The sequence below is a fragment of the Dysgonomonas sp. ZJ279 genome (genome assembly GCF_011039205.1).
Taxonomy (GTDB): Bacteria; Bacteroidota; Bacteroidia; order Bacteroidales; family Dysgonomonadaceae; genus Dysgonomonas.
Genome location: NZ_JAAKEL010000004.1, coordinates 263,398 through 288,563, shown reverse-complemented (window position 1 = coordinate 288,563; position 25,166 = coordinate 263,398). Strand labels below are relative to the sequence as shown.

The window sequence follows — 25,166 nt, the reverse complement described above, 5'->3', positions numbered from 1 at the left end:
ATAAAAACTATCGAAATAAAACATTCGATGTAAACCTAGGATAGGAATATATATTTTTATGATAAAGCTAACTATTTATTATTCATAATCTGTCAACTTATTTTAGGACAAGACAGTCTGCCATTTCCTTCATTATAATTACCGAATCATTCCAAAATAAGAGTGTACCTTCCAGATTATTAATCTTAAAGTTTACATCTTCCTTCAATCCCAAGTCCTTCAATATCAATTTAATGGTATTCCAAGTCGATTCTTTCAATGATTTGAGTGTTTTCCGAGCTACGACAGCCCGGATGTTATCGAAACGGATACAACTGCTTATCAACCATACACTCCCCAGATAACTTTTGCCCCCGCCCGCAGAGCCGCCCCCCAGTATAAGTTGAGGTAGGTTCTGATTCAGGCATTTAATGCATTGTGGTTTATATTGTGGGTTCCGGTTAATATCATATCCGATCAATACTTGCTGGATTCCTGCACCGTATAGAGGACAAAAATCAGGTTGAAGTAGTTTCCATAACTCGTATTGACGAGGCGATGGCTTAAAATCAATGCGGACAGATTTAGGCGGTTTTAGTTTGTTACTCGCCATTACACTATCTCGATTGTTATCTCTTTCTGATTATTGAGTTTTGTGTTTAGTTTATCGGAAGTAAATCTCGATTGAAGTACTTTTCCTTTTACTGTATTGAAGCCTACGATCAGGCAACCTGCACTGTCTTTCTCATTAATGCCTGAATGAATTAATATCCCTATAAAGTGTGGTACACAGTATTGATCAAAAACGAAAAGTTTGACTACTCAGGAACGATAGTTCTCACAGTAGCACTCATCAGTTTAATTTACCCACTGACTCAAGGGCGGGAGCACAATTGGCCTTTTTGGTGTATTCTATTGCTGATACTTTCGGTTTGTTTGTTTTATTACTTCATTAAAGACCAGATAAAGAAAACCAGGACAAATAAGTCGCCTTTGATTGATGTCAGGTTGTTTAAATACAGCAACTTCAATCTTGGCCGGGCTTTTATATGATGCTCGATTCTTTTTTTCTGATGTTAAGTCTCTTCTTTCAGGATGGGCTGGCTATGAATGCCATAGATGCCGGTACTGTCATTGTGGTGCAGGGAGTAGGATTAATGGTATCGTCGGTGCTTGCGATCCGGTTTATAGCTAATCATGGAAAAAGGATACTTCAAGCAGGGGTAATTCTGATTATCATATCTATAGTCTTGCAGATAGTTGCTTTTAGGAATGAGTCTATTTCTTACGGGCTTATATGCTTTTTGCTGGCTATACATGGTTTTGGTGTAGGGCTAGTATTGCCTTCGATTGTGAATGTGGCATTGAGAGGTATTCCATCTGAATTTTCCGTAGCGAAACAATCACCTAGCGGATAACACTTTAGATACAGTTAATTTCATTGCTATGTATTTTATTGTACATTAGCATCCTATTTAAAAAAAGGTTTTTTCTACATTATTGATAGTATGCAGGATAACTAAAGCCTTCCCGATCATTTTTTTTATGCGATAATATGTAGAAGTATGCAAAAAAATATGTGATCTTTTGTTTCTTAAACAGGGAAGACTTTTTTATCTTTTGATCTGTATTTTTATTTTACATTGTTTTATACTCCCAAGTGTATATAAAAAACGTTTTAAACTAATTCAAAATTACTTTAAATAAAGCTAAATTTAACGCATGGATATCAATAATTGCTAATATCAGCATAATATATATGATATACACATTATATAATAGCTTATATAGCGTATGCCTATTATCGTATCAATAATATTTATGATAACACTTTATTTCCGGGATTACACAATAGTGAAAAACTATTAATCTATTTTAAAAGGTTTGCCTCCTCGATTATTTTAGATAATAAAAATCAATTGACTCGACAGATATAAAAATGCATACTTCCACATATTATCAAGTAATATTTAACATAGGCATATGAAACAAATAGACAATCTCACCTCAAATAAAGGGAGTATCACAAGAGTCGATTTACTCCCTTTTATATGCTTTTTAAACACCCTTTAAAGCAACTTCAGCTAAAGAGTGACTAAGTTTATGTTTTATCAGCGACTAGCTGAAATAAGCCGCATTATTGTTTACCAACCAAAAGTGAATAAGTCACATGTTATCAAAGCACAAATAAAGATAAATTTATGTAGAATGCTCTAATTCATGCTACTTATATTTATCATTAGACATACAGGCAAGTTAATATAATATTCGATTCTTACTATAAATGTCTATTTTTTCAGAAGGCAGCCATGGAAAGGCAGAGAACTCTACCCAAGTAATATTCATTGACCATCGGGTTAAGCTTACATTTACACCTTATTCAACGAATATCTATGGTTAAAAATCTAAAACAAAAACGAACTCTAATTGTTATATTTATGTTTTATAAACGATCTGTAGATATTGTTTATATATATATTTAATTACAATGTTATTTCAAAGATAGGTAACCTTATCAACATCCGGAGTAAATCATAAATATGAAAAAAATTATAATCATTGGCTCTGGATTTTCCAGCCTTTCTGCCGCTTGTTATTTAGGCAAAGAAGGTTATCAGGTAACAGTTTTAGAAAAAAATGAAATGATCGGAGGTCGAGCCAGACAATTGAAAACACAGGGCTTTACTTTCGATATGGGTCCTACATTCTATTGGATGCCCGATATATTCGATTCGTTCTTTGGTGATTTCAATAAAAAAACATCCGATTATTATAAGCTGATACGGTTAGATCCCGGCTATGAAGTTTACTTCGGCAAAAATGACTCTTTGTCTATTTCGGCAGATTTGAATAAAATATACCAACTATTTGAAAAGGAGGAAGCCGGAAGCAGTGAATTTTTACAAAAGTATTTGAAAGAAGCTCATTTCAATTATGATGTAGCCATCAATAAAGTTGTTTATAAACCGGGAAAGAGCATATTTGAGTTGATTATGCCTGCTACTGCTATGCGTGCATTCCAATTCCTACAAAGCATCAGCAGCAAGATCAGAAAAGGTGTAAAAAGCCCTAAGCTCAGACAACTCTTAGAATTTCCGGTACTTTTTCTGGGAGCAAAACCCGATAAAACACCGGCCTTTTATTGTTTTATGAATCATGCCGATATGGTATTGGGCACGTGGCACATACAGGGAGGAATGTTCGAATTGGTAAAAGCGATGAAGCAATTGGCAGAAAGCTATGGCGTAACAATAAAAACGAACAGTCCCGTCGAAAAAATAAATGTGGAGAATGATTTAACAACAGGAGTTACAGTAGATGGCGTATTTTATCCGGCAGACTTAGTAATATCGGGAGCCGACTATCAGCATACCGAAAAACTTCTCGAAAACAAATATCGCAATTATAGCCAAGAATATTGGAAGCAGCGTGTGTTTGCACCGTCTGCCCTGATGTATTATGTGGCACTCGATAAGAAACTGAAAAATGTATCTCATCACACATTATTCTTCGACTCTAATTTCGAGATACACGCTTCGCAAATATACGACAAAGCCGCATGGCCCGACGATCCGTTATTCTATGCCAGCTTTCCCAGTATCACAGATGCCACTGTTGCCCCTGAAGGCAAAGAGGCAGCCATCTTTTTAATACCTATCGCTCCCGGATTGAAAGATTTGGAGGAAATCAGGCAACTGTATTTCGATCGGATAATAGAACGTCTCGAAAGGCTGACTAACCAATCGGTAAAAGAATCGATCATCTTTCATCAGAGCTTCACAACAAGCGACTTTGTTCGTGATTATAACGCATATAAAGGAAATGCTTATGGTTTATCAAATATATTATCACAAACAGCTTTCTTAAAACCCAAAATGCAAAACAAAAGAATAAGAAACTTATTTTATACAGGACAGTTAACCGTTCCGGGTCCCGGAGTACCTCCGGCAATTATTTCAGGTAAAATTGTTTCAGGATTAGCAAATTCTTATTTAAAGGAAACAGGTTATGGAAAAACTATTTAACCGAATCTCGTTCGAGACCAGTAAAATGGTAACCAAGCAATACAGTACCTCTTTTGCTATAGGAGTCCGTTGCCTGGATGAGTCTATAAGAGATGCAATATATAGTATATACGGATTTGTAAGATTTGCCGATGAAATAGTCGATACATTTCATAAGTATGATAAAGAACTTTTACTCGATAATTACGAAAAGAGCTACTACGAAGCGTTGAGAGATGGAATTAGCCTAAACCCTATACTTAATTCGTTTCAGCAAACAGTAAAGGCTTATTCTATAGAAGATGACCTGATACAATCGTTTCTGAATAGTATGCGAAGCGATTTAAGAAAGCAAAAATTTGACGATCAGGAAATCAACGAATACATCTATGGTTCGGCAGAAGTTGTAGGGCTTATGTGTCTGAGGGTTTTTGTAAAAGGCGATAAAGAATATTATGATGAACTCAAACCTTATGCCATGCGATTGGGAGCAGCCTTTCAGAAAGTCAATTTCCTAAGGGATTTACAGCATGACACAGAAGAACTTAAAAGGACTTATTTTCCGATACTCAAACATCAACCGTTGAATAAAAAGACAAAAGATATAATATTACAAAATATATACAAAGATTACGAACAAGCGATGATAGGTATAAAAAGATTGCCAAATGAATCAAAACTAGGTGTGTATACAGCTTATCTGTATTACCTTAAATTAACTGAGATGATTGAAAAGACAAAGCCCGACGAACTAATGAAGAAACGAATCAGTGTACCTAATCATCAAAAACTATTTCTGCTTTGCAGAGCATACATAACGACGAAATTAAACTAAAAATATGGTAATTCTTGTCAATGAAAACGACGAAACGATTGGATATATGTCGAAACTTGAGGCACATCAACAGGGGTTGTTGCATCGTGCGTTTTCAGTACTAATATTTAATTCGAAAGGGCAACTATTACTTCAACAACGTGCAACCGGAAAATACCATACGCCGGGCAAGTGGACCAATACCTGTTGCAGCCATCCTTATCAGGATGAAACACCCGAAGAGGCGGCTCACAGAAGGCTCAGGGAAGAGATGGGAATAGACACGGCACTACAATTTTTATTTAAGTTTCAGTACAAAGCCCCTTTTGACAATGAATTGACCGAGCATGAAATAGATCATGTTTTTATTGGATTTACGGATGATGTACCTTTGATAAACAAAGAGGAAGTAAACGATTTTAAATATATGTATCTGAATGACATCAGAGAAGATATAGTAAGAAACCCCGACGGATACACCCCGTGGTTTAAAATTATCATAGAAGGATACCATGAATATATAGAAAGGCACTTGGTATGAATATAGCAATTATAGGATCGGGTATTGGAGGGCTGGCTTCGGCTATCCGCTTGGCAAATAAAGGGCATAAGGTAGTGGTTTACGAAAAAAATACAACTGCCGGAGGTAAAATAGCCGAAATAAAAGAGAGAGGCTATCGTTTCGACACAGGCCCCTCGTTGTTTACACTACCCCATCTGCTGGAAGACCTTTTTGCTGAAAGCGGTGAGAATCTGAAAGATTATTTGCCCTATGAATTACTTGATAATAATTGTAAGTATTTCTTTCCCGATGGTATGGAGTTCAACTTTTACCACGATAAAGAAAAGCTAAAGGCAGAAATTGAATCGAAAACAATTGAAAAATACGAACATATACAAAAGCGTTTACTGGAATCGGAGGAATTATACAATGCAAGTGCCCCCGTTTTTCTGTTTAACGATTTTCACAAATTATCGAATTTCAATAAGCCTCCTTTCAGGAATATAGTATTCAAATTGCATAAGCTGAATTTTACCAGAACAATGCACGAGGCAAACCAAAAATCGTTTAACGACAAAAGGCTGGTGCAACTGTTCGACCGATATGCAACCTATAATGGTTCTGACCCGTATAAAGCTCCTGCTACGCTGAATATGATTGCCCATCTCGAAAATAATATAGGAGCTTTCTTCCCCAAAATGGGAATGTATGCCATTGTGCAAAGCCTGTACGAACTGGCAATAAAGAAAGGCGTAGAATTCAGATTCAATAGTTTAGTTACTGAAATTGTGGTTGAGAATAAGAAGGCAACAGGCATTCGGGTAAACGACAAGATACATTCATACAATACAATTGTATCGGACGTTGACGCTAAATATCTGGCTAATAATATGCTGAATCATCCATTGAAGAAGCGGTTGAACAATGCCGTGCCTTCTTCGTCGGCTATGATATTTTATTGGGGCATAAAAAAAGAATTCAGCGGTCTCGATGTGCATAATATTCTCTTTAGCAATCGGTATAAAGATGAGTTTACCCATATCTTTAAAAGCAAAACTATAATTGACGACCCTACGGTATATATATTTATCAGTTCGAAGGCCGTACCATCCGATGCCCCGAAAGGCTCCGGAAATTGGTTTGTGATGATCAATGTCCCTGCCGACTGCGGTCAGAATTGGGACAAGCTGATAAGTGATGCACGGAAGAATATTATAACAAAAATAAATAAGGCTTTAAACACCAATATTGAGGAGTATATGGAGTTTGAACGCATCGGGTCGCCACTCACAATAGAGAAAAACACGCTCAGCTACGGCGGTGCTTTATACGGAACGGCATCCAATTCGATGTTCTCCGCTTTTTTGCGACATCCTAATTTGCTTAGCAGCATAAAAAATCTATACTTTGTAGGAGGAAGCGTACATCCGGGCGGTGGTATTCCGCTTTGCATTGCCAGCTCCGAGATAGTATGCAAAGAAATACCCGCTGCAACTAAAATTTAATAGTTACAAGTTATAAGTTTTGTTAACTGTTAACTGATAACTGATAACTGAAATGACAAGTATGAAAAATAAAGTCTTACAGAAAATGATTTCGGAAGAAGAGCTGCCAAAGACCTTCTTACGTTTTTATTTTGTCGGCTTGTTACTATTTATAATACCTTACACCCGGGAATTATTTTTCAGCATTACTGCTTTTACACTTATATTGGTTATTGCCTGTATACTTTTCCATCATAAAGAGTGGAATAAATCTACTGTCTTAGTATTTGCTTTCATTGCTTTCAGTTCGTTCTTTCTCGAAGTGGCAGGCGTCAATTCAGGTCTTCTTTTTGGTGAATATCAATACGACGTAAGTTTGGGATTGAAATTGTGGAATACCCCTCTCATTATCGGACTCAATTGGGTATTTCTCGTATATGCTTCGCAGTCTATTATCTCTCGTTTTACAACTAACGCATATCTCAGAATAGCAGGTGGAGCTTCGCTAATGATTGGCTATGATTTAATATTAGAATTGGCTGCACCTCCGATGCAGATGTGGCATTTCAAGACATTCTATCCGCCTGTCGAAAATTTTGTAACATGGTTTGTTGCCGCATTATTTTATCACAGTTTGTTAGTCTCATGTAAGATTTCGGTCGATAATAAATCCGCAGGAGCCTTGTTTTGGATTCAAATGCTATTTTTCGCCATCATCAGTATTTTTAGCTTATTGTTCATCCAATGATAAAAGCCAATAAAACATATCTGGGAGTTCTGTTCTTTGATCTATATGCAAAAATACAACTCAAGAGGTATTTTAGAGAAATCACAGTAATAGGTGATTTTGAAGATAATGGGAAGCCCGTTCTCTTAATTGCAAATCACTTCTCGTGGTGGGATGGTTTTATACAATTGTGGCTTAACAAGAGAGTTTTCAAGCGAAAACTGTATGTAATGATGCTCGAAGAACAGCTCCGAAAATTTATGATCCTTAATAAAGGAGGAGCTTTTTCGATCCGAAAAAGCAGCAGAGATATTGTTGAAAGCTTGGCATATACAACTGATTTATTAAAACACAAAGAAAATGTATTGCTGATTTTTCCTCAGGGAGAAATACAGACACTGTATACACACGATTTTGTTTTTGAGAAAGGACTGGAATATATTTTAAAGAAGCTGAACGGAGAAGTACAAATCGTTTTTAATGTAAATTTGGTGGATTACTTCTCTTATAAGAAGCCTTCATTGAATATCTACTTCACACCGTATACTTTGGGGGACACGATAGACATCGAAACTATTCAGCAAGACTTTACCCGTTTTACGCACGAATGTATTAAAAACCAGACTGAGAAATGATATATATAGGATATGCCATATTGTTTTTAGGGTTCATAAGACTACTCGTATCTGCCGTAAATCTGTTGACAAATGTGTATCTCCCGCAGGGCGTTCGTCTTGAAAATCATCCGAAAGTTTCGATACTGATACCTACCCGAAACGAAGAAGCAAATATAGGTAAACTGTTAGCTGATATTGAGAATCTATCCTACACTAATTATGAAGTAATCGTATACAACGATTGTTCGACCGACAATACTGTCAATATTGTAAAACAGGCAATGCATAACAACCCCAATATAATACTTATAGAGGGAGGAGAGTTAGAAAAAGGATGGCTAGGGAAAAATTTTGCCTGCCAAAACCTGTCTTTAAAAGCCACAGGAGAGTACTTTCTATTTTTAGATGCAGATGTAAGGGTAAAGCATCAGTTGATAGAGCAATCGGTTTATTTGATGAAGAAACAAAAGCTAAAGCTATTGTCTATCTTCCCCAAGCAAATTATCAGCAGTAAAGAAACGCTGCTCGCCATTCCTCTGATGAATTGGATATTATTGAGTTTGTTACCTCTTATATTGATTCGCTGGTCAAGCTGGACTTCTTTTTCGGCTGCCAACGGGCAATTTATGTTCTTCGAGGCACAAGCTTACAAGCAGCTAGCACCACACTCGATTCATAAGGCAAACAAGGTGGAGGATATTGCTATTTGCAGGTATTACAAAAAAAAGAAAATGCGTGTAAGTACTATTCTTGGCAACGAAGATATACAATGCAAAATGTATAACACGTTAGATGAATCTATTGATGGGTTTTCGAAAAACGTATTCGATTTTTTTGGTGGAAGCATTGTAACAGGGTTATTGTTTGCCGCTTTCACTACCTTATCTCCTGTAATACTGTACTTTTTGCTGGGAGGCTACGCATCGGCAATGTACGTCTGCTCTATCGTTCTGATAAGAGTGTTTATATCAAAAGCGAGTAAACAGTCTGTGAAAAGCAATCTCTTATATATGGTGCATCAGCACTTTATCTTTTTGAAAATTATGTGCATCGCTTTGTTACATCGCAAACATAAGTCGCTGACATGGAAAGAACGCGATATTTTTATCGACTAGCTTACATTTTTTTCTTTAGATTTGGTAACAACTCGTTCTTAACATAAGAATAATTGGGTTCTTTAGCCAATATCTTATCGTAAGTTTGTTTTGCACTCTTAAAGTCCTTTTCTTCCTCTTGTATTTCGGCTATCTTGGTAAGCAGGCTTAAATACAACCAATTTTGTTTTAGTAGTGTAGGATTGTTCTCGAAAAGAGATACTGCTTTTTTGTAATACTCTTTTGCCTTTGCCTTATCGCCGCCAAAAGCGGATGGGGAATAATACAGAACATTTGCCTGTTCTATATTTCCTTGAATATTATCTCCGTCTATGGCAAGTGCTTTTTTAGCATTTTCGCCGCTCGATTTGCCGATAAAAGGTGCTTTGTAAGGCGATAATCCTATCTTGAAACCAACCAAAGCTGCCTTATAGGCATATACGTCGGCAACATTTGGACTCAACTTGGTTAATTCATCCAAAATGGTTTCCATCTTATCGACATATATTGCTGCCTCTTTCTTTTTTTTCACCCCCAGATTATAACCAATGTAGCCATAATAATAATTTACAAGTTCCAGTTTATCGGAGACAGAAGTTAATTTGCGAGATTCAATATCCGTTATAATAGTTTTCCACTCTGCCATATTTCCGGTTATAAAGGCATTATAAATAGCCTCTTTATTATTTGTGGCATTTATGGATAAGGACATAAATAGTACTACTAGTACTGAATAATATTTATTTACTGTCATTCTTGATTTTATTGAGTACTTACTTATACATTCAATGCAAATTAGATACTTTATTTTTCATTTACTTTTTTGATAAGAGCTCTAAGCCTGTCTGCATAAAATATACGTTGTATACCATACAATATGAGTGAAAAAGCGAAAACAGTAATAAGAAACCCACTCGCAAATACAGGGTTAGTAATAAGCATGAAACCTAAAATTACACCTAATATGGAAAGAAATAACATTAAGCCCCAATTTCTTACACCATTGCGTTGAAGTTCTATAGCCGAGCCAATACTCAGGATGGAATGAAAGAGAATCCAGAATCCTACAAAAAACATAAGGACTAAAATACTGGCTACAGGCATTGACAAAAGCAGAAGACCAAACAATAGGTCGATAATACCACTTATAAATGTCCAACCCCAACCGTTAAGTGTTTTTCTGTTAAGTAAGGCAAAAGCCAATTCAAACAAACCGCTTATAATAAAGCTAAAACTAAAAATAAGAGATAATGTTAACAGCGTTTTCTCTGGACTAACAGTAGCCCACATACCTAGTAATATGGCTATAATACCTACAATCAGCGATGTCCACGAATACTTAACTGATTGTTTCTCCGATTTAAAAGCATCATTTTTCATAAAGTTTCAATTTTTATATTTTATAAAGAGTAAACAAATCGAGTCTGTTATTTGTTTTTGTTCTAAATATTTATTTTTCAACTTATTACTAAACACTAATGTTCTATTTCTTAAACAAATCAAGCAGGTGAGAAATTCAGAATTAATATATGAAAAGAATATATATTAGATGATTATCTTTGTGTTAGCACAAAAAACATGAAACAATGAATAATATAAAATGTCAACGTATTGAATCTGATGATGTTCTCAAAGATTGTGCCGAGGTGCTTGTCAAAGCATATAACAGTGAACCCTGGAACGATAATTGGACAAAAGAAAAAGCACTTGAAAAATTGGAGTGTTTCTACAATTCTCCAAGGTTTATAGGGCTTATGGTATGGGAAGAAGATAGTCTTGTGGGATGTTGTATCGGAAATATAGAGCCGTATTATATGGGGGATTATTACTATGTCAAAGAGATGTTTGTGTCGCCCGAATATCAGAATAAAGGAATCGGTCGAAAATTAATGGAGTCTATAAAAAAAGAACTAAATGAAATAAACATCAAAACGATTATACTATTTACGGGTAAAGATTTCTTTCCTTATAGATTTTATCTGAAGTCAGGATTTTCTGAAATGGAAGAGATGCGTATGATGAGTTTTGGAGAAACCGAATAATGGGCACACGTATATTAATAACCGGAGCAACCGGGAATGTAGGAATTGAAACCATAAATTTTTTGTTCCAGTATTTATCAGATGAAGAGATAATTGTAGGAGTAAGAAATGTAGAGAAGGCTCGATGCCTTTATCCTGAATTGAAAAACCTGATGTACAGGTATTTTGATTTTGAAGATGCCGATAGCTACAAATCTGCATTTGAAGGAATAGATATATTGTTTTTACTGCGCCCTCCACAGATCGCAAATGTAGATAAAGTATTCCTTCCGATGATTGAATCTGTTTGTCAATGTGGGATTAGTAAAGTAGTTTTCCTTTCTGTTCAAGGGGCTGAGAAAATGAGTTTCATTCCTCATGCTAAAATTGAAAAACTAATTCGGAAAAATAACTTGCAATATGTTTTTTTGCGTCCTTCTTACTTTATGCAGAATCTCACTACTACACTTGCTGACGATATTAAGAACCGAAAAATAGTTCTCCCTGCCGGTAAAGCAAAATTCAATTGGGTAGACGTTATCAATATCGGCGAAGTGGCAGCAAAAGTTTTATTGGATTTTAGACGGTACTGCAATCAGGCTTTGGAGATAACAGGGAGCGAAAACTTGAGTTTTGACGAAGTAGTGTCGATTATAAATTCGACATTAAACACCGACTTAAAATATGAAAGTCCGAATTTAATTCGTTTTTTCTGTTATAAAAAAAGTCAAGGTGTAGTCGCACCTATGGTTATGGTGATGATAATGCTCCACTTCTTACCGCGATTTCAGAAGCCTCCTCATATTAGTAATAATTATCTGAAAATTATGGGTAAAAATCCGACCCTTCTCTTAGAATTTGTAAGTAGGGAGAACCTTTTTAAGTAGTTCAAAAAGAATCTTCAGATAGAATCATGGAGTCCTTTCGCACACGACGCAGGTGTTCTTAATAATGAACTTCTGAAAGGTATTGCCGACAAATACAATAAGAGTGTAGCACAGGTGATTCTGCGTTGGTTGGTTCAACGTGATGTTGTGGTTATCCCAAAATCGAAGTCAAAAGAACGTATTATTGAGAATATCAGTATATTCGATTTTGAACTTACTGCCGAAGATATGGCTGCGATTACTACACTTGGCACAGGAAAAAGTTCAATTTTTGATCATCACTATCCTGCAAGCATAAAAGGGATTTGTGAAGCTAAATTCAATATTTGATGATAATTCTATCCCACCCAATATATAAGAAATTTGGTGGGATAGTATAGTGGTTTATATACTCTTTTTTGTAATATCCTTTATTCTTAATAACAGTAAACGTACAAGCGACACGCTTTGCTCTGATAGTGTTTAAAACAGACATCTTTTTTCCTTTGATAATTTTTCTGTCGTAATAAATTCTAAATTCACTTTTTTTATTTTGGATGGCTGATAATACAGCTAAATGTAACAGAGCTTTAATTTTTTTATTTGATAAAAGTGGTACTTGACTACTGTCTGACAAACATCTAAATGGTACAACACCTATATGAAAACAAAATTTTCGACTGCATGTAGATCTTGTCAAAGCTTGTGTTTCCAATATCATCATAAAAGCTGTTTTATGCCCAGTGCCTTTAATGCTCATTAATAAATTCATCTGATGATGTAATAATTCACCGTTAATTACTATAGATTCTATTTCTGTCTTGATTGATTCGATAGCTTTATCAAGTTACTTTATAAGGGCAGATAACCGTTTCGCTTTCATTTTATAGATACTGTCAGTGATATATTCTTTCTGATCTGAGAGTTGGACTTGAAACTCTCCATTTGTTCTATTATTAGAAGTATTAAAGAGCATAGCGTGGAACATATCATTACTTAATGATACCGAAAGTAAGATATAAAAATGCCATAAATATGGTATTTCCCAGTCATTATCAAACCCTAACTTTGCATCACATTAAATGTGATTGATAATGAATAATTTATTCAATAAACGGGAACGTTTTAACCTGTATTCCCAAAAAGTATTTTCGCACTTTGAATCGATTAATTCTAGACCTTCAAATATTTTTGCTTTTCAATAAAACATTAGAAAGAATGTTTATCTTTGGTGTAGAGTTATTTGAACAAATGAAAAATAAAGCAGATCAAAGTCAGAGTTCTATTACTAAACCATTACCCATTGGATTTTAGCCATGTTTTAAAATGCTGATATTTAGATGGTTGTTTTAAAATAAAAGAAATGTGGCAAATGTATGACGTGCTACATGAGTGGATAAAGTCCGCTTTAAACCACATAAATCTGCAATTTCCTTCAGGTATTCGTTCATCTTTTGGTTGGTGGAGACAGGGAACAACCTTCCACCATGCAATTTACCTTGTTTACTGTATTTATCTATAATTGCTAATGGTATATCCAAAAGCATAACATTTACTTTTTCGTTCGTTTTCTTCTGTTCGGTCATTATCCAAAGGTTCTTATCGAATGATCTTCGGATTTCATCTTCTTGGAGCTTCAGCACATCGCTGTAAGAAAGACCTGTATAACAACAAAATATGAAGATATCCCGCACTTGCTCCAACCTTTGGGTGGAGAATTTTTTATTGTAAATCAGGTTTATTTCTTCCTGTGTCAACACTTCCCGATGTACTTTTTCTGTATGAAATTTAAAATTGGCAAAAGGGTTTATCTTTATTTCAGCTCCCAAGTTGACACAGAAATTGAATACAGACCTGAACCGCTGAATAAACTTCATGGCTGTATTATTACTGCAATCATGATCGTTACGCAGTAAGAGGTAAAATTTCTCAACGAATAGGAAATCTATTTCAGGAAGTGGAATATCAGATAGCTTATATTCCTTTTTAATAAACTCCTCAATACGTTCTTTGGTCAGTTCATATCTTGAGTAAGTTATCTGACTGGTAGTTTTACCTACTTTGAGTTTGTACTGCTCATTATGTAAGGTAAAATATTGAAGAAGTGTTTTTCTTTCAGGATCAATACCAAATAGAATATTTTTTATAGTTTCGGGCAAAGCATATCCTTTTGTATCCATCAGTTTATTATAGATTTTGTCCATTTTTGTCCGCAGGTTGTCCAAGAGCCTGTTCAGATTAGTCGCATCTGCATTACGACCTTTTACTTTGCCTAGTTTGGTATCCCATATATCCGGATTGACTTCCAATTTTGTATTGAATTGGGTTATTTGACCATTTACGGTTATCCTCGCCATGATCGATACAAGTCCGTTACTGTTCGGGCGATTTTTTCTGAGGTAGAAAAGTGTTCTAAAAGTTGCCTTCATAATGTTTACCTTTTTGTTTGTAAAAATACTTTATACTTTCATAAACATCGTGGACAAAACAGAGGCAATAATCGACAAATCAAGGACTTATTTAATAAATCGTTACCATTTTTTTACCGATATATCGGGTAACGATTTGGTAACGATTTTTTGTCCGAATTTGATATTATACTGTCTTAGAGGTGTCTTTACAGAAAAGAAAAAACCTCTATAAATCATTAATTTATAGAGGTTTGTCTTGTTTTGGCTTTGAACTGTCTTTTAGTTCTGTTCCGTTAAGTGATCCGGCTAGGATTCGAACCTAGGACCCTCAGCTTAGAAGGCTGATGCTCTATCCAGCTGAGCTACCGGACCATCTTTTGCTTAATAGCGAGTGCAAAGATAGTATTTTTTGAATAAATAAAAATAATTTAAGCGAAAAGTTTCACATTTTGTTTCTACGAAAGGGACTAAAATAAGAATATGTAAATTTAGGAGGCTTTAAATCAGTAGGTAAGCTACTTTTTTCTAAAAGATCGAGACCATATTTCTAAGATATCACTAAGTGACTACAACTCAAAAATGTTATTGAAGATTGTAATATGTCTTTCAATTCCTCAAAATATGGCTTTTTAAACAAATTATACCTTAAAAAGCTTTATTAACCAAACAAAATATTTTACTTTTGTGTTGCCTTTCAAAAAAGGTAACTATTTGAATTTAAGCACTTATAAATATAATTTATACACACATAGATAATGGTGTTGCAATAGATTAAGAATCAATAAAATACAAGATATACCTATACATTAAAACAAATTTAAAAATCATGGCTAATCAAAAAGAAAAGCTTTTTTCAAATTTTCCTCCAGTCTCTACCGAAGAGTGGATGGCGAAAATCACTGCCGATCTGAAAGGTGCTGACTTTGAGAAAAAACTCGTTTGGAGAACAAATGAAGGTTTTAACGTGAACCCGTTTTACAGAAATGAAGACATTGAGGGTTTAAATACGCTTGAATCTCTTCCCGGTGTATTCCCTTACGTTCGTGGAACTAAAAAAGACAACGACTGGTATACACGCCAAGACATTAATGTTATAGACTTTAAAGCAGCAAATGCTAAAGCCCTAGATGTTCTGAACAAAGGTATCACTTCTCTTTCTTTTGCAATAAAGAGCGAAGACGTAACAGCAGACAACATCAAGACATTATTGAAAGACATTTGTCCTGAAGCAGTAGAACTGAATTTCTCTACATGTCATAAGAAATCTGTGGAATTAACTAAGATCGTAGCCGATTACTACAAAGAACTGGATGTAGATGTAATGAAATGTTTTGGCTCTATCAATTATGATGCATTCAAACCTTTATTAAAGAAAGGTAAAGATTGTGGCGATTGGGTAGAACAGGCAGCAACTATAGTGAAAGCTTCGGCTTCGCTTCCGCGTTTCCGCGTACTAAGTGTAAACGCTCATCTTACAAGTGATGGTGGTGCATACATCTATCAGGAATTAGGATATGCGTTGGCTAATGGAAATCAACTATTAAGTAAACTTATCGAAGCTGGATTAGATGCCGCACTTGTTGCTAAAAAGATCAAATTCAATTTTGGTATTAGCGGCAACTATTTCATGGAAATAGCTAAGTTCAGAGCTGCACGATGGTTATGGGCTGAAATTGTTGATGCTTACCAACCACTTTGCAACCACGACTGTCCTAACAAGTCAGAAGGAGGTTTTTGTCGTTGTGCTGCTAAAATTTATACACATGCTCAAACATCTATGTTTAATAAGACTATTTATGATGCGCATGTAAACTTACTTCGTACTCAGACAGAAGCAATGTCTGCAACTCTCGCAGGCGTTAACTCTCTGACTGTACGTCCGTTTGACGAAACTTATAAAGAATCGGATGACTTCTCTGAAAGAATTGCCCGTAATCAGCAATTACTTCTGAAAGAAGAGTGTCATTTTGATAAAGTGACTGATCCGTCTGCAGGTTCTTACTATATTGAAAATTTAACTGTTTCAATAGCTGAACAAGCTTGGAAGTTATTCCTTGAAGTAGATGAACTAGGATTCTACAACGCATTGAAAGCTAACACTGTTCAAACTGCGGTAAAAGCTTCGGCTAACAATCGAGTTAAAGCATTGGCTACTCGTCGTGAAGTGCTATTGGGAACTAACCAATATCCTAATTTTACTGAAGTTGCTGCAAGCAAAATAATGAAAGAAACTTCAGGTTGTGGTTGTGGATGTTCTTCGGAAGGTGCTCCATACGAAGCATTACCTGCCGATCGTCTCGCTACTTCATACGAAGAACTTCGTCTTGCAACAGAAAAATCGGGTAAAACCCCAACTGTATTTATGTTAACTATCGGAAATCTGGGTATGCGCCTTGCACGTTCTCAGTTCTCAGCTAACTTCTTCGGTTGCGCAGGATATAAAATTGTTGACAATTTAGGATTTGATACAGTAGAAGCCGGTGTAAAAGCTGCTCGCGAAAAGAAAGCAGATATTATTGTACTTTGTTCAAGTGATGATGAATATGCAACACTTGCTCCGGAGGCATACAATTTAGTGAAAGGAAAAGAAATCTTCGTAGTAGCAGGTGCTCCTGCTTGTACAGAAGAACTTAAAGCTCAAGGTATCGAAAACTTTGTGAATGTAAAAAGTAATGTACTTGAAACATTAAAAAGCTTTAGCTCTAAATTGGGAATCTAATAAATTAATAGCGAACAGCATAAAAAAAATAGTATGAAACCAAATTTTAAAAATATAGACATCAAACAATCCGGATTTGCAGCGATAGACGCGGCAAAATGGGTTGCTGATAACGGTATCGAGGCTACTTGGAAAACACCTGAACTAATCCCGGTTAAGCCTGTTTATACAAAAGAAGACCTTGAAGGCATGGAGCATCTGAACTATGCATCGGGTATTCCTCCATTCTTACGCGGACCATACTCTGGTATGTACGCTATGCGTCCTTGGACAATCCGTCAGTATGCAGGATTTTCTACAGCAAGCGAATCAAATGCATTCTACCGTCGTAACCTTGCATCAGGACAAAAAGGCCTTTCGGTAGCATTCGACCTTGCTACACATCGTGGATACGACGCAGATCATCCTCGTGTGGTTGGTGATGTTGGTAAAGCCGGAGTATCTATTTGCTCGGTAGAAGATATGAAAGTACTATTCGATGGTATTCCATTGAACCAAATGTCAGTATCTATGACAATGAATGGTGCAGTACTTCCTATTCTTGCTTTTTATATCAATGCAGGATTAGAACAAGGTGCTAAGCTGGAAGAAATGGCTGGTACAATTCAAAACGATATTCTAAAGGAATTCATGGTGCGTAACACATATATCTACCCACCAGAATTCTCAATGCAAATCATTGCTGATATATTTGAATATACATCTCAAAAGATGCCTAAGTTCAACTCTATCTCTATTTCGGGCTATCACATGCAAGAAGCAGGTGCAACAGCAGACATCGAGTTAGCTTATACACTTGCCGATGGTATGGAATATCTTAAAGCAGGTATCGATGCAGGTATCGGAGTAGATGCCTTCGCTCCTCGCCTATCGTTCTTCTGGGCAATCGGAATGAACCACTTCATGGAGATTGCTAAAATGCGTGCAGGACGTTTGTTATGGGCTAAGATCGTTCAAAGCTTTGGAGCTAAGAATCCTAAGTCGCTTGCACTACGTACTCACTCTCAAACATCAGGATGGTCGTTGACTGAGCAAGATCCATTTAATAATGTTGGCCGTACATGTATCGAAGCTATGGCTGCTGCTCTTGGACATACGCAATCACTTCATACTAATGCATTAGATGAAGCTATTGCATTGCCTACAGACTTCTCGGCGCGTATTGCTCGTAATACCCAGATATATATCCAAGAGGAAACTCAAATATGTAAAGAGATTGACCCTTGGGCAGGTTCTTTTTATGTAGAAACTATGACTAACGAACTTGTTCATAAAGCATGGGATCTGATCCAAGAAGTTCAAAAACTTGGTGGTATGGCAAAAGCAATCGAGACAGGTCTGCCTAAGATGCGTATCGAAGAAGCTGCTGCTCGTACGCAAGCTAAGATTGATTCGGGACAACAAACTATTATAGGTGTTAACAAATATCGCCTAGAGAAAGAAGATCCGATCGATATTCTTGATGTTGATAATACTGAAGTACGTCGTCAACAAATAGAACGTCTCGAAGAACTAAGATCTAAACGTGATAACGAGGCTGTGAAGAAAGCACTTGCTGCCATTACAGAATGTGTTAAGACAAAAGAAGGTAACTTGCTAGAGCTTGCTGTTGAAGCAGCTCGTGTTCGTGCAACATTGGGAGAAATCTCTGATGCTTGCGAAGAAGTAGTGGGTCGTTACAAAGCAATAATTAGAACTATTTCAGGCGTGTATTCATCAGAAACTAAAAAAGACCCTACGTTCCAAGAAGCTTGTGAACTAGTGGAACAATTTGCGAAGAAAGAAGGTCGTCAACCACGTATCATGATTGCCAAAATGGGGCAAGATGGTCACGACCGTGGAGCTAAAGTTGTTGCAACAGGTTATGCTGACTGCGGATTCGACGTAGATATGGGACCATTGTTCCAGACTCCGGAAGAAGCTGCTCGCCAAGCTGTTGAGAATGATGTGAATGTTCTTGGTGTTTCATCTCTTGCTGCCGGTCACAAAACACTTGTGCCTCAAGTAATGGAAGAGCTTAAGAAACTTGGTCGCGAAGATATTATTGTAATTGCCGGAGGGGTAATTCCTGCACAAGATTATGATTATCTTTACAAAGCTGGTGTTGCTGCCATCTTTGGACCTGGAACATCTGTGGCAAAAGCTGCTGTTCAGATGATGCAGATTTTACTAGCTGAGTAAAATAATGTAAATACTATATATAGGAAGGTCGCTCCCAACGGAAGCGACCTTCTTTGTTTTCTATAAAACTTATAGAATAATCTTTATGTTAAATCTATAATTTCAAATACGTGAAATAATATTTTTCAACTTTTTTCGCTAATAGCTGAATATTTAACATATCCGAAGCCTCCGATATATCTTTTATAGAGCCATCATTATATAATATATCGATACTATCGTCTACTTCATTATACATATTGGATGAAATAACATCACACGACAACAGATAAGAAGCCTCATGTGCATCGATCTTCAATGACTTCATGTATTGATCTATATATTGCTGTGTACGCTCCAGAGATTGTGGTTCGTTCGTTATTTCTATTTTAAACAGTTTTCTGTTGATCAGACAAGAACTAAGTTTAGATAAGACCTTGTCTTCGTGGTTAGACCAGACTTTGAGAGCGCACCATATATCGTTATCATCAAGATTTACGAAATGATTTAATACATCTTTATGATGTTGAGCAAAAAATGATTTATTAACCTCGTTCTCTAAAAAATATTGAAGATATGGCGATGCAAACAATGTTGTTCCATTACTTGATAGTTCCTTGGCTCTGGTGAAAGTTTTTATAAGCATCTTTTCAGCAGCTACGGCTGTTTTATGCAGATATACCTGCCAATACATCAATCGACGCGACATCAGAAAGTTTTCTATCGAATAAATACCTTTCGATTCAACGACCAATTTATCATTACGCAAATCAAGCATTTTAATAATACGGGCCGAACCAATATTTCCTTCAGTTACACCGGTAAAAAAACTATCGCGACGCAAATAATCGAGCCTATCCACATCCAACTGTCCACTCACTAGCTGATGCAAGAACTTTTTAGGGTATTCATTCTTGAAAATGGAGATACAAATATCTAATTGGCCATCTAATTCTTCATTTAGCCATTTCATCAACTCTAATGAAAATTCTTCGTGATGTATGCCATTGGTTAGTGTAAATTCTAATACATGAGAAAATGGACCATGCCCCACATCGTGTAGAAGGATACATGCCATCGCTCCATTGGCTTCCTCTACAGTTATTTCGTGTCCTTTAGCTCTTAGATTATGAATAGCTTCGTCCATCAAGTACATAGCTCCAATAGAATGATGCAAACGTGTATGCTGCGCACCAGGGTATACAAATGATGCTAACCCCAATTGTTTTATGCGGTTTAACCTTTGCAGAAAGGGGTGCTGAATGAGACTGTATAAAAAATTATTAGGTATTGTTATAAAGCCAAATACAGGATCATTTATTATTTTTTTCTTATTGCTCATTATTCAGGAACGTTATTTTTTAGGATGATCAAAGATAAAGATATTTTTTCTGATTTGTGCCTATTCGTTTTTATTCAGATTAATTACGAATTATATAAAAATAGTAAATGATTTATATGAGTACTGATAATCTTCTTTATTAAATTTGTGGAAAAATTAATAGATAATATGGAAATCTTTGAAACCTTTCTCCTACCCAGTGCTTGGATAGCATTGTTGACTTTAAGTTTTCTCGAAATAGTTCTAGGTATCGATAATATCGTATTCCTATCTATTGTTTCGTCTAAGCTCCCGGCAAATGAGCAACCTAAAGCACGTGCCGTAGGTCTTACTTTAGCCATGCTTTTCCGTATTGCATTATTGTTCTGTATATCTTGGCTAATGAAATTGACTAAGCCTATTTTTACATTCGATCTCGAATGGTTAAGTGGTTATATATCAGGTCAAGGTATTATAATATTAATAGGTGGATTATTTCTTTTATACAAGAGTGTAACTGAAATTCATCACAAACTGGAAGGTGAAGAAGAGGGTGCACATGGCAATGTTCGTAAGCATAGTTTTGCGGGAGTTATTGCTCAGATTGTGGCATTAGATATAGTATTCTCGTTCGATAGTGTTCTTACCGCCGTAGGGCTCGTTAGTTTCAATGAGTTTGGTTATGTAGGTGCTATGACTATCATGGTCACAGCCGTTGTTATAGCCGTTCTGATTATGCTTTTATTCTCCGGCCCTGTTAGCAAGTTCGTAAATGAGCATCCGACTATACAAATGCTAGGATTATCTTTCCTTATACTAATAGGGGTGATGCTATTAGTTGAGGCTGCACATTTGTCTGACCTGTCAATATTTGGAAGTACCGTAGGTGAAATTCCTAAAGGGTATATCTATTTTGCTATTGCATTCTCATTATTGGTAGAAGTGTTAAATATGAAGCTAAGAAGAAAATCGAAGCCTGTAAAGTTACACGATTCTGAATTGATAGAGAAGGAAGAAGAAAAGTAAGAATTATATACATGATAAACGTTGGTTATTTGTATCGAAAAATATAAATAACCAACGTTTCTTTTTTTACATTGTTTTCCGAAAGCTAAGATAACTTCTTTACTATGTTCAACCAATAACGGTTAAAATCCAAGATACTTCTTTGAAAAAGGTAAAGATATCTTGCGGCAAATCCATATGAATGCCATCGAAAGCAGCAGCGATAAAACGGTTTCAATCAGCCAATGTATATGTGGATTGACAGCCTTAATAACAAACAGTAAGAAATATGTATCTACTGCCTCAAACATCAGTAGAAGGCAGACCACACAGTAAACGATCCACGAAAACTTTCGATTACCCATTGCCGCCGGAAGGTTATATCCCAGATCGATTACCATATAATAGGTTTCAGCATAAAGTACAGGTACGAGTAAAAGAGCAATTACAGCCAACATTTTCCAAGAAAAGCCAAAACGATATCCTTTACCATAAAATACGCCAATTACGAAGTAGAGAATCCAGAAAGGAAAAAGCCCACCATAGATAATGAGAGAAAGATTGATCTGGGCAATGTAAACAATGTAATAAAGAACAACAGTACTAACAAAGGAAATTGCAAAAGCTATCCAAAGCCCGACTACTTTTTTGTTAGCTAGACATTGCATTATTGGTAAAAGAAAATAAAATTGAATAATCACAGCAGCAAAGTAGAACACACCTTTGGCACAGACCAAATAATATAGGATGTTGTCTATGATGTTTCCATCTTTACAGATCAACCAACGTTTGGTACAGACCTCAATAAAAGAGTTGTTTATTCCCAAACTCTTGCAAACTCCCCAATATAGAAATGGAAGTGAGAATATAAGGCAGGGAATATAAACGCGCGCCACTTGCTTACGTAAAAATTGCCTATATTTTGCAAATGACGAAACATCCTTGTTGGCCAGAAAGAAACCCGACAAAGCAAGAAACATAGGTACGCAACAGCCGATAAGTTGGCGGATAAAAATATTGATGTCGAACATTGTTATACCTGTTTCTTTTAGGTAATCTTGGTAAGACCAAAAGGCATGGATACCTATTACACCGATAATCGCGACCCCACGAAGGAAATCATAATACTCAATTCGTTTGTTCATAACGATATAAAATTAATTCGACCGCCAACAATAATTTGCAAATATGAATTTTGAGAAAAAGACAAGTGAAAAAGGAATATGTCTGGCTCACAATATATAGATTTAACTAGTTAAAGATAAAAATAATAAAGACATACCAGTATGTTTTTATTATTTATTTTAACACAGGAAAACTTATCTGTATATAGCGAAAGACAAATTTAGAAAGAGGTGCTTTTTCTCTATGTACATAGTGATTCTTCAAAATATATTATACGAGAATCCGACATTCAAGAAGGGTGTCATCGGTTGTTTAAACTTTATGTAAGGATCACCATCTATACCTTTTCGGTTAGTGCCGTAAAGACCTCCACTGATTAATGCAGATCCTCCACTCCGTGCGATCAGATAGAAGCGTTTGTTTATAATGTATTCATAAACAATTTCGGGCTTAATGACTGTTCTATTAAAGAAAGAGACTTCCGGTATACCTTTCATCCCCGGCTTCATATAAAAGTGTTCACTTCCCAGTGATGCACCCATAGAGAAACGATGATTATTAGGCTGATAGCGAATATAAGATCTGCTAGGTAATGTGAGATCGATACTCCAATCGGGAGTGAATTGATGTGTATATGCGATAATGGGTATTACCGGTATCTTTTCGTAAAGTGTCATGCCAAACAATCCGGCACTAAAGCTGGTTGTGGGTGATTGTTTAAATATCATTATGGCTGAAAATATGCCTTGTGCTTTTCCGAATCCTTTATTCCATCCGTCACCAAAGGCGGTTGCGATCAAGATTAGAGGTTTACCTGCAATTCTTGTACGATAGGTTCCTGCCAGTATCCCTTCGTAGTAGTTATAGCCATCATCGTTTTGCGAAAATATAGCTGATTTACCTCCGTTTACATTATTGTTTGCTTCGAACTGATAAGAATTGAATTGTCCGTTAGCATAGAGAGAGAAGTTCTTGAGCAATAAGACAGGAACTGTTACTGAAAATTTCACTGTATTTATGTGGCGGAACTCTCCGTTCTCTATTTCTTTGCCATTTTGCATCAACGTATAATCGTGGAAGGGTGTTTTCTCCCAATATAAGTTGAATGTACGAGCTTCCGAGAAATTACGTGCAATATATCTTCTGACTCCTTGCTTCACACTATCGGTTGGAGTTTGGGCGGTGGTGGTAGTTGTTAGTATTAACAGAATTATTAAACAGATTGCTGATTGTCTCATTGAATTTTTAGTAGTTAGTATACAATAGGTGTTCACTCATTTTTTGTGTGGCAAAGTTCATATTTATTCACTCTCCAATCTGTCACAAATGACTGTTATTATATCCAAAAGGATGGAATAGTATATAATAAAAGAAATAAGTAGATATATTTGTTGAACTAAAAGTCGTTTTTATGATAGATAAGATTAGGGATGTAAAAGCCAAAACTGTTTTAGATCATTCTTCAGCAGATTCATTGTCGGATAAGTTTTTCATTTTTGAAAGTTATGGCAAGGATACCGAAGGACCCACTCGGGCAATTGCCACCGATTATCCTGTCAGGTTAGATATTATGATTGCTGTTGTTTGTCAGGAAGGTTCGTTAAGTACCAATGTAGGTTATAGTAATTATGTAATCCGTAAAAACGATTTTATAATTATACATCCTCAGAAAGTATTTCAGGTAATGGAAGTAAGTGACGATTTTAAATCCAAAGTTATATGTCTGAAACCCGGATTTTTTGATTTTAGCAGCGACCAGTATAATTTCAATGTGAAGAATATGTTAAGGGAATATCTCTGCTATTCTTTACCTCCTTCCAAGATGGAATTATTCTCTGTTCTGTTCCGTTATATGGAGGATGTAATAGGAGATAAGAATAATATATATCGTAAGCAGATGGTATATAACTATTTGAATATACTTTTCTGTGAAGTTTCTAATTTGTTATTAATCGAGAATGAAAATAACAAGAAAAATGTTCCAAATCCGAGTGAAGAGATTTTCCGTAAGTTTATGAGAGACATTGAAACTAACTTCCAAAAAGAAAGAAATGTTGGTTTTTATGCTCAGAAAAGTCATTTAACACCTAAATATTTTTCAACAGTTATATTTAAATTGACTGGTAAACACGCTAAGGAATGGATTGACGAATATACTATCCTCGAAGCTAAAGCCATGCTAAAATCAACTTATGTAAACATTCAACAGTTAAGTTATGAATTGAATTTTGCGACGCCATCACATTTCGGCAGATATTTTAAGCATCATACGGGTGTTTCACCACGGAAATATCGTAATGATTAAAGGATATCTCCC

23 protein-coding genes, 1 tRNA gene and 1 pseudogene are annotated in these 25,166 nt (G+C 35.9%); 15 read left to right on the top strand and 10 right to left on the bottom strand.

Going from position 1 to position 25,166, the window contains the following annotated elements; all coding sequences use genetic code 11:
* Positions 1-115: 115 nt before the first annotated feature.
* Both G7Y57_RS07985 and G7Y57_RS17885 read right to left on the bottom strand, forming a co-directional pair.
* A pseudogene (locus tag G7Y57_RS07985) lies at positions 116-592 on the bottom strand (phage portal protein); the annotation flags it as partial.
* A complete protein-coding gene (locus G7Y57_RS17885; RefSeq protein ID WP_221412116.1) occupies positions 592-756 on the bottom strand; it encodes a DUF5675 family protein in 165 nt (54 codons plus the stop codon). The pseudogene G7Y57_RS07985 and the gene G7Y57_RS17885, both read right to left, overlap by 1 nt.
* A gap of 296 nt (positions 757-1,052) precedes the next feature.
* On the opposite strand from G7Y57_RS17885, the gene G7Y57_RS07980 reads away from it, so the two are divergent.
* The 8 genes from G7Y57_RS07980 (at position 1,053) to G7Y57_RS07945 (ending at position 9,242) form a co-directional block, all read left to right on the top strand.
* Complete coding sequence (locus G7Y57_RS07980; RefSeq protein WP_165021987.1) at positions 1,053-1,397, top strand: multidrug efflux MFS transporter; 345 nt, start codon at positions 1,053-1,055, stop codon at positions 1,395-1,397.
* Positions 1,398-2,519: 1,122 nt separating this feature from the next.
* Positions 2,520-4,004 (top strand): phytoene desaturase family protein, encoded by a 1,485-nt coding sequence (locus G7Y57_RS07975; protein WP_165021985.1) that lies wholly within the window; start codon positions 2,520-2,522, stop codon positions 4,002-4,004.
* Positions 3,988-4,818 carry a phytoene/squalene synthase family protein gene (locus G7Y57_RS07970; RefSeq protein WP_165021983.1) on the top strand — a complete coding sequence of 277 codons (831 nt, stop codon included), beginning with the start codon at positions 3,988-3,990 and terminating at the stop codon, positions 4,816-4,818. The genes G7Y57_RS07975 and G7Y57_RS07970 overlap by 17 nt, the downstream gene beginning before the upstream one ends.
* A gap of 4 nt (positions 4,819-4,822) precedes the next feature.
* Positions 4,823-5,338: an isopentenyl-diphosphate Delta-isomerase gene (gene idi, locus G7Y57_RS07965; RefSeq protein ID WP_165021981.1), complete on the top strand. Its 516-nt coding sequence runs from the start codon at positions 4,823-4,825 to the stop codon at positions 5,336-5,338.
* A complete protein-coding gene (crtD, locus tag G7Y57_RS07960; RefSeq protein ID WP_165021979.1) occupies positions 5,335-6,804 on the top strand; it encodes a 1-hydroxycarotenoid 3,4-desaturase CrtD in 1,470 nt (489 codons plus the stop codon). The genes idi and crtD overlap by 4 nt, the downstream gene beginning before the upstream one ends.
* Positions 6,805-6,865: 61 nt before the next feature.
* A complete protein-coding gene (locus G7Y57_RS07955) occupies positions 6,866-7,531 on the top strand; it encodes a carotenoid biosynthesis protein (RefSeq protein WP_165021977.1) in 666 nt (221 codons plus the stop codon).
* On the top strand, positions 7,528-8,145 hold the full coding sequence (locus G7Y57_RS07950; protein WP_165021975.1) for a lysophospholipid acyltransferase family protein: 618 nt from the start codon (positions 7,528-7,530) through the stop codon (positions 8,143-8,145). The genes G7Y57_RS07955 and G7Y57_RS07950 overlap by 4 nt, the downstream gene beginning before the upstream one ends.
* A complete protein-coding gene (locus G7Y57_RS07945; RefSeq protein WP_165021973.1) occupies positions 8,142-9,242 on the top strand; it encodes a glycosyltransferase in 1,101 nt (366 codons plus the stop codon). Before G7Y57_RS07950 ends, G7Y57_RS07945 begins: the two co-directional genes overlap by 4 nt.
* Position 9,243: 1 nt before the next feature.
* On the opposite strand, the gene G7Y57_RS07940 is transcribed toward G7Y57_RS07945, so the two are convergent.
* Positions 9,244-9,975 (bottom strand): tetratricopeptide repeat protein, encoded by a 732-nt coding sequence (locus G7Y57_RS07940; RefSeq protein ID WP_165021960.1) that lies wholly within the window; start codon positions 9,973-9,975, stop codon positions 9,244-9,246.
* 50 nt (positions 9,976-10,025) lie between these two features.
* Positions 10,026-10,601, bottom strand: a complete 576-nt coding sequence (locus tag G7Y57_RS07935) for an HdeD family acid-resistance protein (protein WP_165021956.1) — start codon at positions 10,599-10,601, stop codon at positions 10,026-10,028.
* A gap of 206 nt (positions 10,602-10,807) precedes the next feature.
* Between G7Y57_RS07935 and G7Y57_RS07930 the strand changes: the two genes are divergently transcribed.
* From G7Y57_RS07930 to G7Y57_RS07920, 3 genes are read left to right on the top strand one after another with little or no spacing between them, the layout of a single operon-like run.
* Positions 10,808-11,263 (top strand): GNAT family N-acetyltransferase, encoded by a 456-nt coding sequence (locus G7Y57_RS07930; RefSeq protein ID WP_165021953.1) that lies wholly within the window; start codon positions 10,808-10,810, stop codon positions 11,261-11,263.
* Positions 11,263-12,129, top strand: coding sequence for an NmrA family NAD(P)-binding protein (locus G7Y57_RS07925; RefSeq protein WP_165021950.1), 867 nt, complete (start codon positions 11,263-11,265; stop codon positions 12,127-12,129). Before G7Y57_RS07930 ends, G7Y57_RS07925 begins: the two co-directional genes overlap by 1 nt.
* 18 nt (positions 12,130-12,147) lie before the next feature.
* The gene (locus tag G7Y57_RS07920; RefSeq protein ID WP_165022029.1) at positions 12,148-12,459 is read left to right on the top strand and encodes an aldo/keto reductase; all 312 of its coding nucleotides are present in this window, start codon (positions 12,148-12,150) and stop codon (positions 12,457-12,459) included.
* On the opposite strand, the gene G7Y57_RS07915 is transcribed toward G7Y57_RS07920, so the two are convergent.
* The 3 genes from G7Y57_RS07915 to G7Y57_RS07905 form a co-directional block, all read right to left on the bottom strand.
* Complete coding sequence (locus G7Y57_RS07915; protein WP_165021946.1) at positions 12,449-12,880, bottom strand: transposase; 432 nt, start codon at positions 12,878-12,880, stop codon at positions 12,449-12,451. The two genes, G7Y57_RS07920 and G7Y57_RS07915, sit on opposite strands and share 11 nt — an antisense overlap.
* Positions 12,881-13,457: 577 nt before the next feature.
* Entirely contained in the window at positions 13,458-14,537 is a 1,080-nt protein-coding gene (locus G7Y57_RS07910) for a site-specific integrase (RefSeq protein ID WP_165021943.1), read from the bottom strand.
* A 280-nt stretch (positions 14,538-14,817) separates the two neighbouring features.
* Positions 14,818-14,891: transfer RNA gene (locus G7Y57_RS07905), tRNA-Arg, on the bottom strand.
* Between the two features lie 454 nt (positions 14,892-15,345).
* Here G7Y57_RS07905 and mutA point away from each other — a divergent pair.
* Both mutA and scpA read left to right on the top strand, forming a co-directional pair.
* The gene (mutA, locus tag G7Y57_RS07900; RefSeq protein ID WP_165021940.1) at positions 15,346-17,238 is read left to right on the top strand and encodes a methylmalonyl-CoA mutase small subunit; all 1,893 of its coding nucleotides are present in this window, start codon (positions 15,346-15,348) and stop codon (positions 17,236-17,238) included.
* A gap of 33 nt (positions 17,239-17,271) precedes the next feature.
* Positions 17,272-19,419 (top strand): methylmalonyl-CoA mutase, encoded by a 2,148-nt coding sequence (scpA, locus tag G7Y57_RS07895; RefSeq protein WP_165021937.1) that lies wholly within the window; start codon positions 17,272-17,274, stop codon positions 19,417-19,419.
* Positions 19,420-19,513: 94 nt separating this feature from the next.
* Here the strand turns inward: scpA and G7Y57_RS07890 are convergent, their stop codons facing one another.
* Positions 19,514-20,740 carry an HD domain-containing protein gene (locus tag G7Y57_RS07890; RefSeq protein ID WP_165021919.1) on the bottom strand — a complete coding sequence of 409 codons (1,227 nt, stop codon included), beginning with the start codon at positions 20,738-20,740 and terminating at the stop codon, positions 19,514-19,516.
* Positions 20,741-20,908: 168 nt separating this feature from the next.
* Between G7Y57_RS07890 and G7Y57_RS07885 the strand changes: the two genes are divergently transcribed.
* Positions 20,909-21,745: a TerC family protein gene (locus G7Y57_RS07885; protein ID WP_165021915.1), complete on the top strand. Its 837-nt coding sequence runs from the start codon at positions 20,909-20,911 to the stop codon at positions 21,743-21,745.
* 122 nt (positions 21,746-21,867) lie between these two features.
* Here G7Y57_RS07885 and G7Y57_RS07880 read toward each other — a convergent pair whose 3' ends face one another.
* Together G7Y57_RS07880 and G7Y57_RS07875 are read right to left on the bottom strand one after the other, a co-directional pair.
* A complete protein-coding gene (locus tag G7Y57_RS07880) occupies positions 21,868-22,869 on the bottom strand; it encodes an acyltransferase family protein (RefSeq protein WP_165021913.1) in 1,002 nt (333 codons plus the stop codon).
* 240 nt (positions 22,870-23,109) lie between these two features.
* Complete coding sequence (locus G7Y57_RS07875; RefSeq protein ID WP_165021912.1) at positions 23,110-24,087, bottom strand: hypothetical protein; 978 nt, start codon at positions 24,085-24,087, stop codon at positions 23,110-23,112.
* Between the two features lie 173 nt (positions 24,088-24,260).
* On the opposite strand from G7Y57_RS07875, the gene G7Y57_RS07870 reads away from it, so the two are divergent.
* Complete coding sequence (locus tag G7Y57_RS07870; protein ID WP_165021910.1) at positions 24,261-25,154, top strand: helix-turn-helix domain-containing protein; 894 nt, start codon at positions 24,261-24,263, stop codon at positions 25,152-25,154.
* Positions 25,155-25,166: the final 12 nt, after the last annotated feature.

Coding starts and splice junctions, on each gene's coding strand:
- G7Y57_RS07925 (WP_165021950.1), top strand. CDS start 11,263: ATGGGCACACGTATATTAATAACCGGAGCAACCGGGAATGTAGGAATT.
- G7Y57_RS07890 (WP_165021919.1), bottom strand. CDS start 20,740: ATGAGCAATAAGAAAAAAATAATAAATGATCCTGTATTTGGCTTTATA.
- G7Y57_RS07945 (WP_165021973.1), top strand. CDS start 8,142: ATGATATATATAGGATATGCCATATTGTTTTTAGGGTTCATAAGACTA.
- mutA (WP_165021940.1), top strand. CDS start 15,346: ATGGCTAATCAAAAAGAAAAGCTTTTTTCAAATTTTCCTCCAGTCTCT.
- G7Y57_RS07875 (WP_165021912.1), bottom strand. CDS start 24,087: ATGAGACAATCAGCAATCTGTTTAATAATTCTGTTAATACTAACAACT.
- G7Y57_RS07885 (WP_165021915.1), top strand. CDS start 20,909: ATGGAAATCTTTGAAACCTTTCTCCTACCCAGTGCTTGGATAGCATTG.
- G7Y57_RS07940 (WP_165021960.1), bottom strand. CDS start 9,975: ATGACAGTAAATAAATATTATTCAGTACTAGTAGTACTATTTATGTCC.
- G7Y57_RS07970 (WP_165021983.1), top strand. CDS start 3,988: ATGGAAAAACTATTTAACCGAATCTCGTTCGAGACCAGTAAAATGGTA.
- G7Y57_RS07955 (WP_165021977.1), top strand. CDS start 6,866: ATGAAAAATAAAGTCTTACAGAAAATGATTTCGGAAGAAGAGCTGCCA.
- G7Y57_RS07975 (WP_165021985.1), top strand. CDS start 2,520: ATGAAAAAAATTATAATCATTGGCTCTGGATTTTCCAGCCTTTCTGCC.
- G7Y57_RS07950 (WP_165021975.1), top strand. CDS start 7,528: ATGATAAAAGCCAATAAAACATATCTGGGAGTTCTGTTCTTTGATCTA.
- G7Y57_RS07930 (WP_165021953.1), top strand. CDS start 10,808: ATGAATAATATAAAATGTCAACGTATTGAATCTGATGATGTTCTCAAA.
- G7Y57_RS07980 (WP_165021987.1), top strand. CDS start 1,053: ATGTTAAGTCTCTTCTTTCAGGATGGGCTGGCTATGAATGCCATAGAT.
- G7Y57_RS07935 (WP_165021956.1), bottom strand. CDS start 10,601: ATGAAAAATGATGCTTTTAAATCGGAGAAACAATCAGTTAAGTATTCG.
- G7Y57_RS07870 (WP_165021910.1), top strand. CDS start 24,261: ATGATAGATAAGATTAGGGATGTAAAAGCCAAAACTGTTTTAGATCAT.
- idi (WP_165021981.1), top strand. CDS start 4,823: ATGGTAATTCTTGTCAATGAAAACGACGAAACGATTGGATATATGTCG.
- G7Y57_RS07910 (WP_165021943.1), bottom strand. CDS start 14,537: ATGAAGGCAACTTTTAGAACACTTTTCTACCTCAGAAAAAATCGCCCG.
- G7Y57_RS07915 (WP_165021946.1), bottom strand. CDS start 12,880: ATGAATTTATTAATGAGCATTAAAGGCACTGGGCATAAAACAGCTTTT.
- scpA (WP_165021937.1), top strand. CDS start 17,272: ATGAAACCAAATTTTAAAAATATAGACATCAAACAATCCGGATTTGCA.
- crtD (WP_165021979.1), top strand. CDS start 5,335: ATGAATATAGCAATTATAGGATCGGGTATTGGAGGGCTGGCTTCGGCT.
- G7Y57_RS07880 (WP_165021913.1), bottom strand. CDS start 22,869: ATGAACAAACGAATTGAGTATTATGATTTCCTTCGTGGGGTCGCGATT.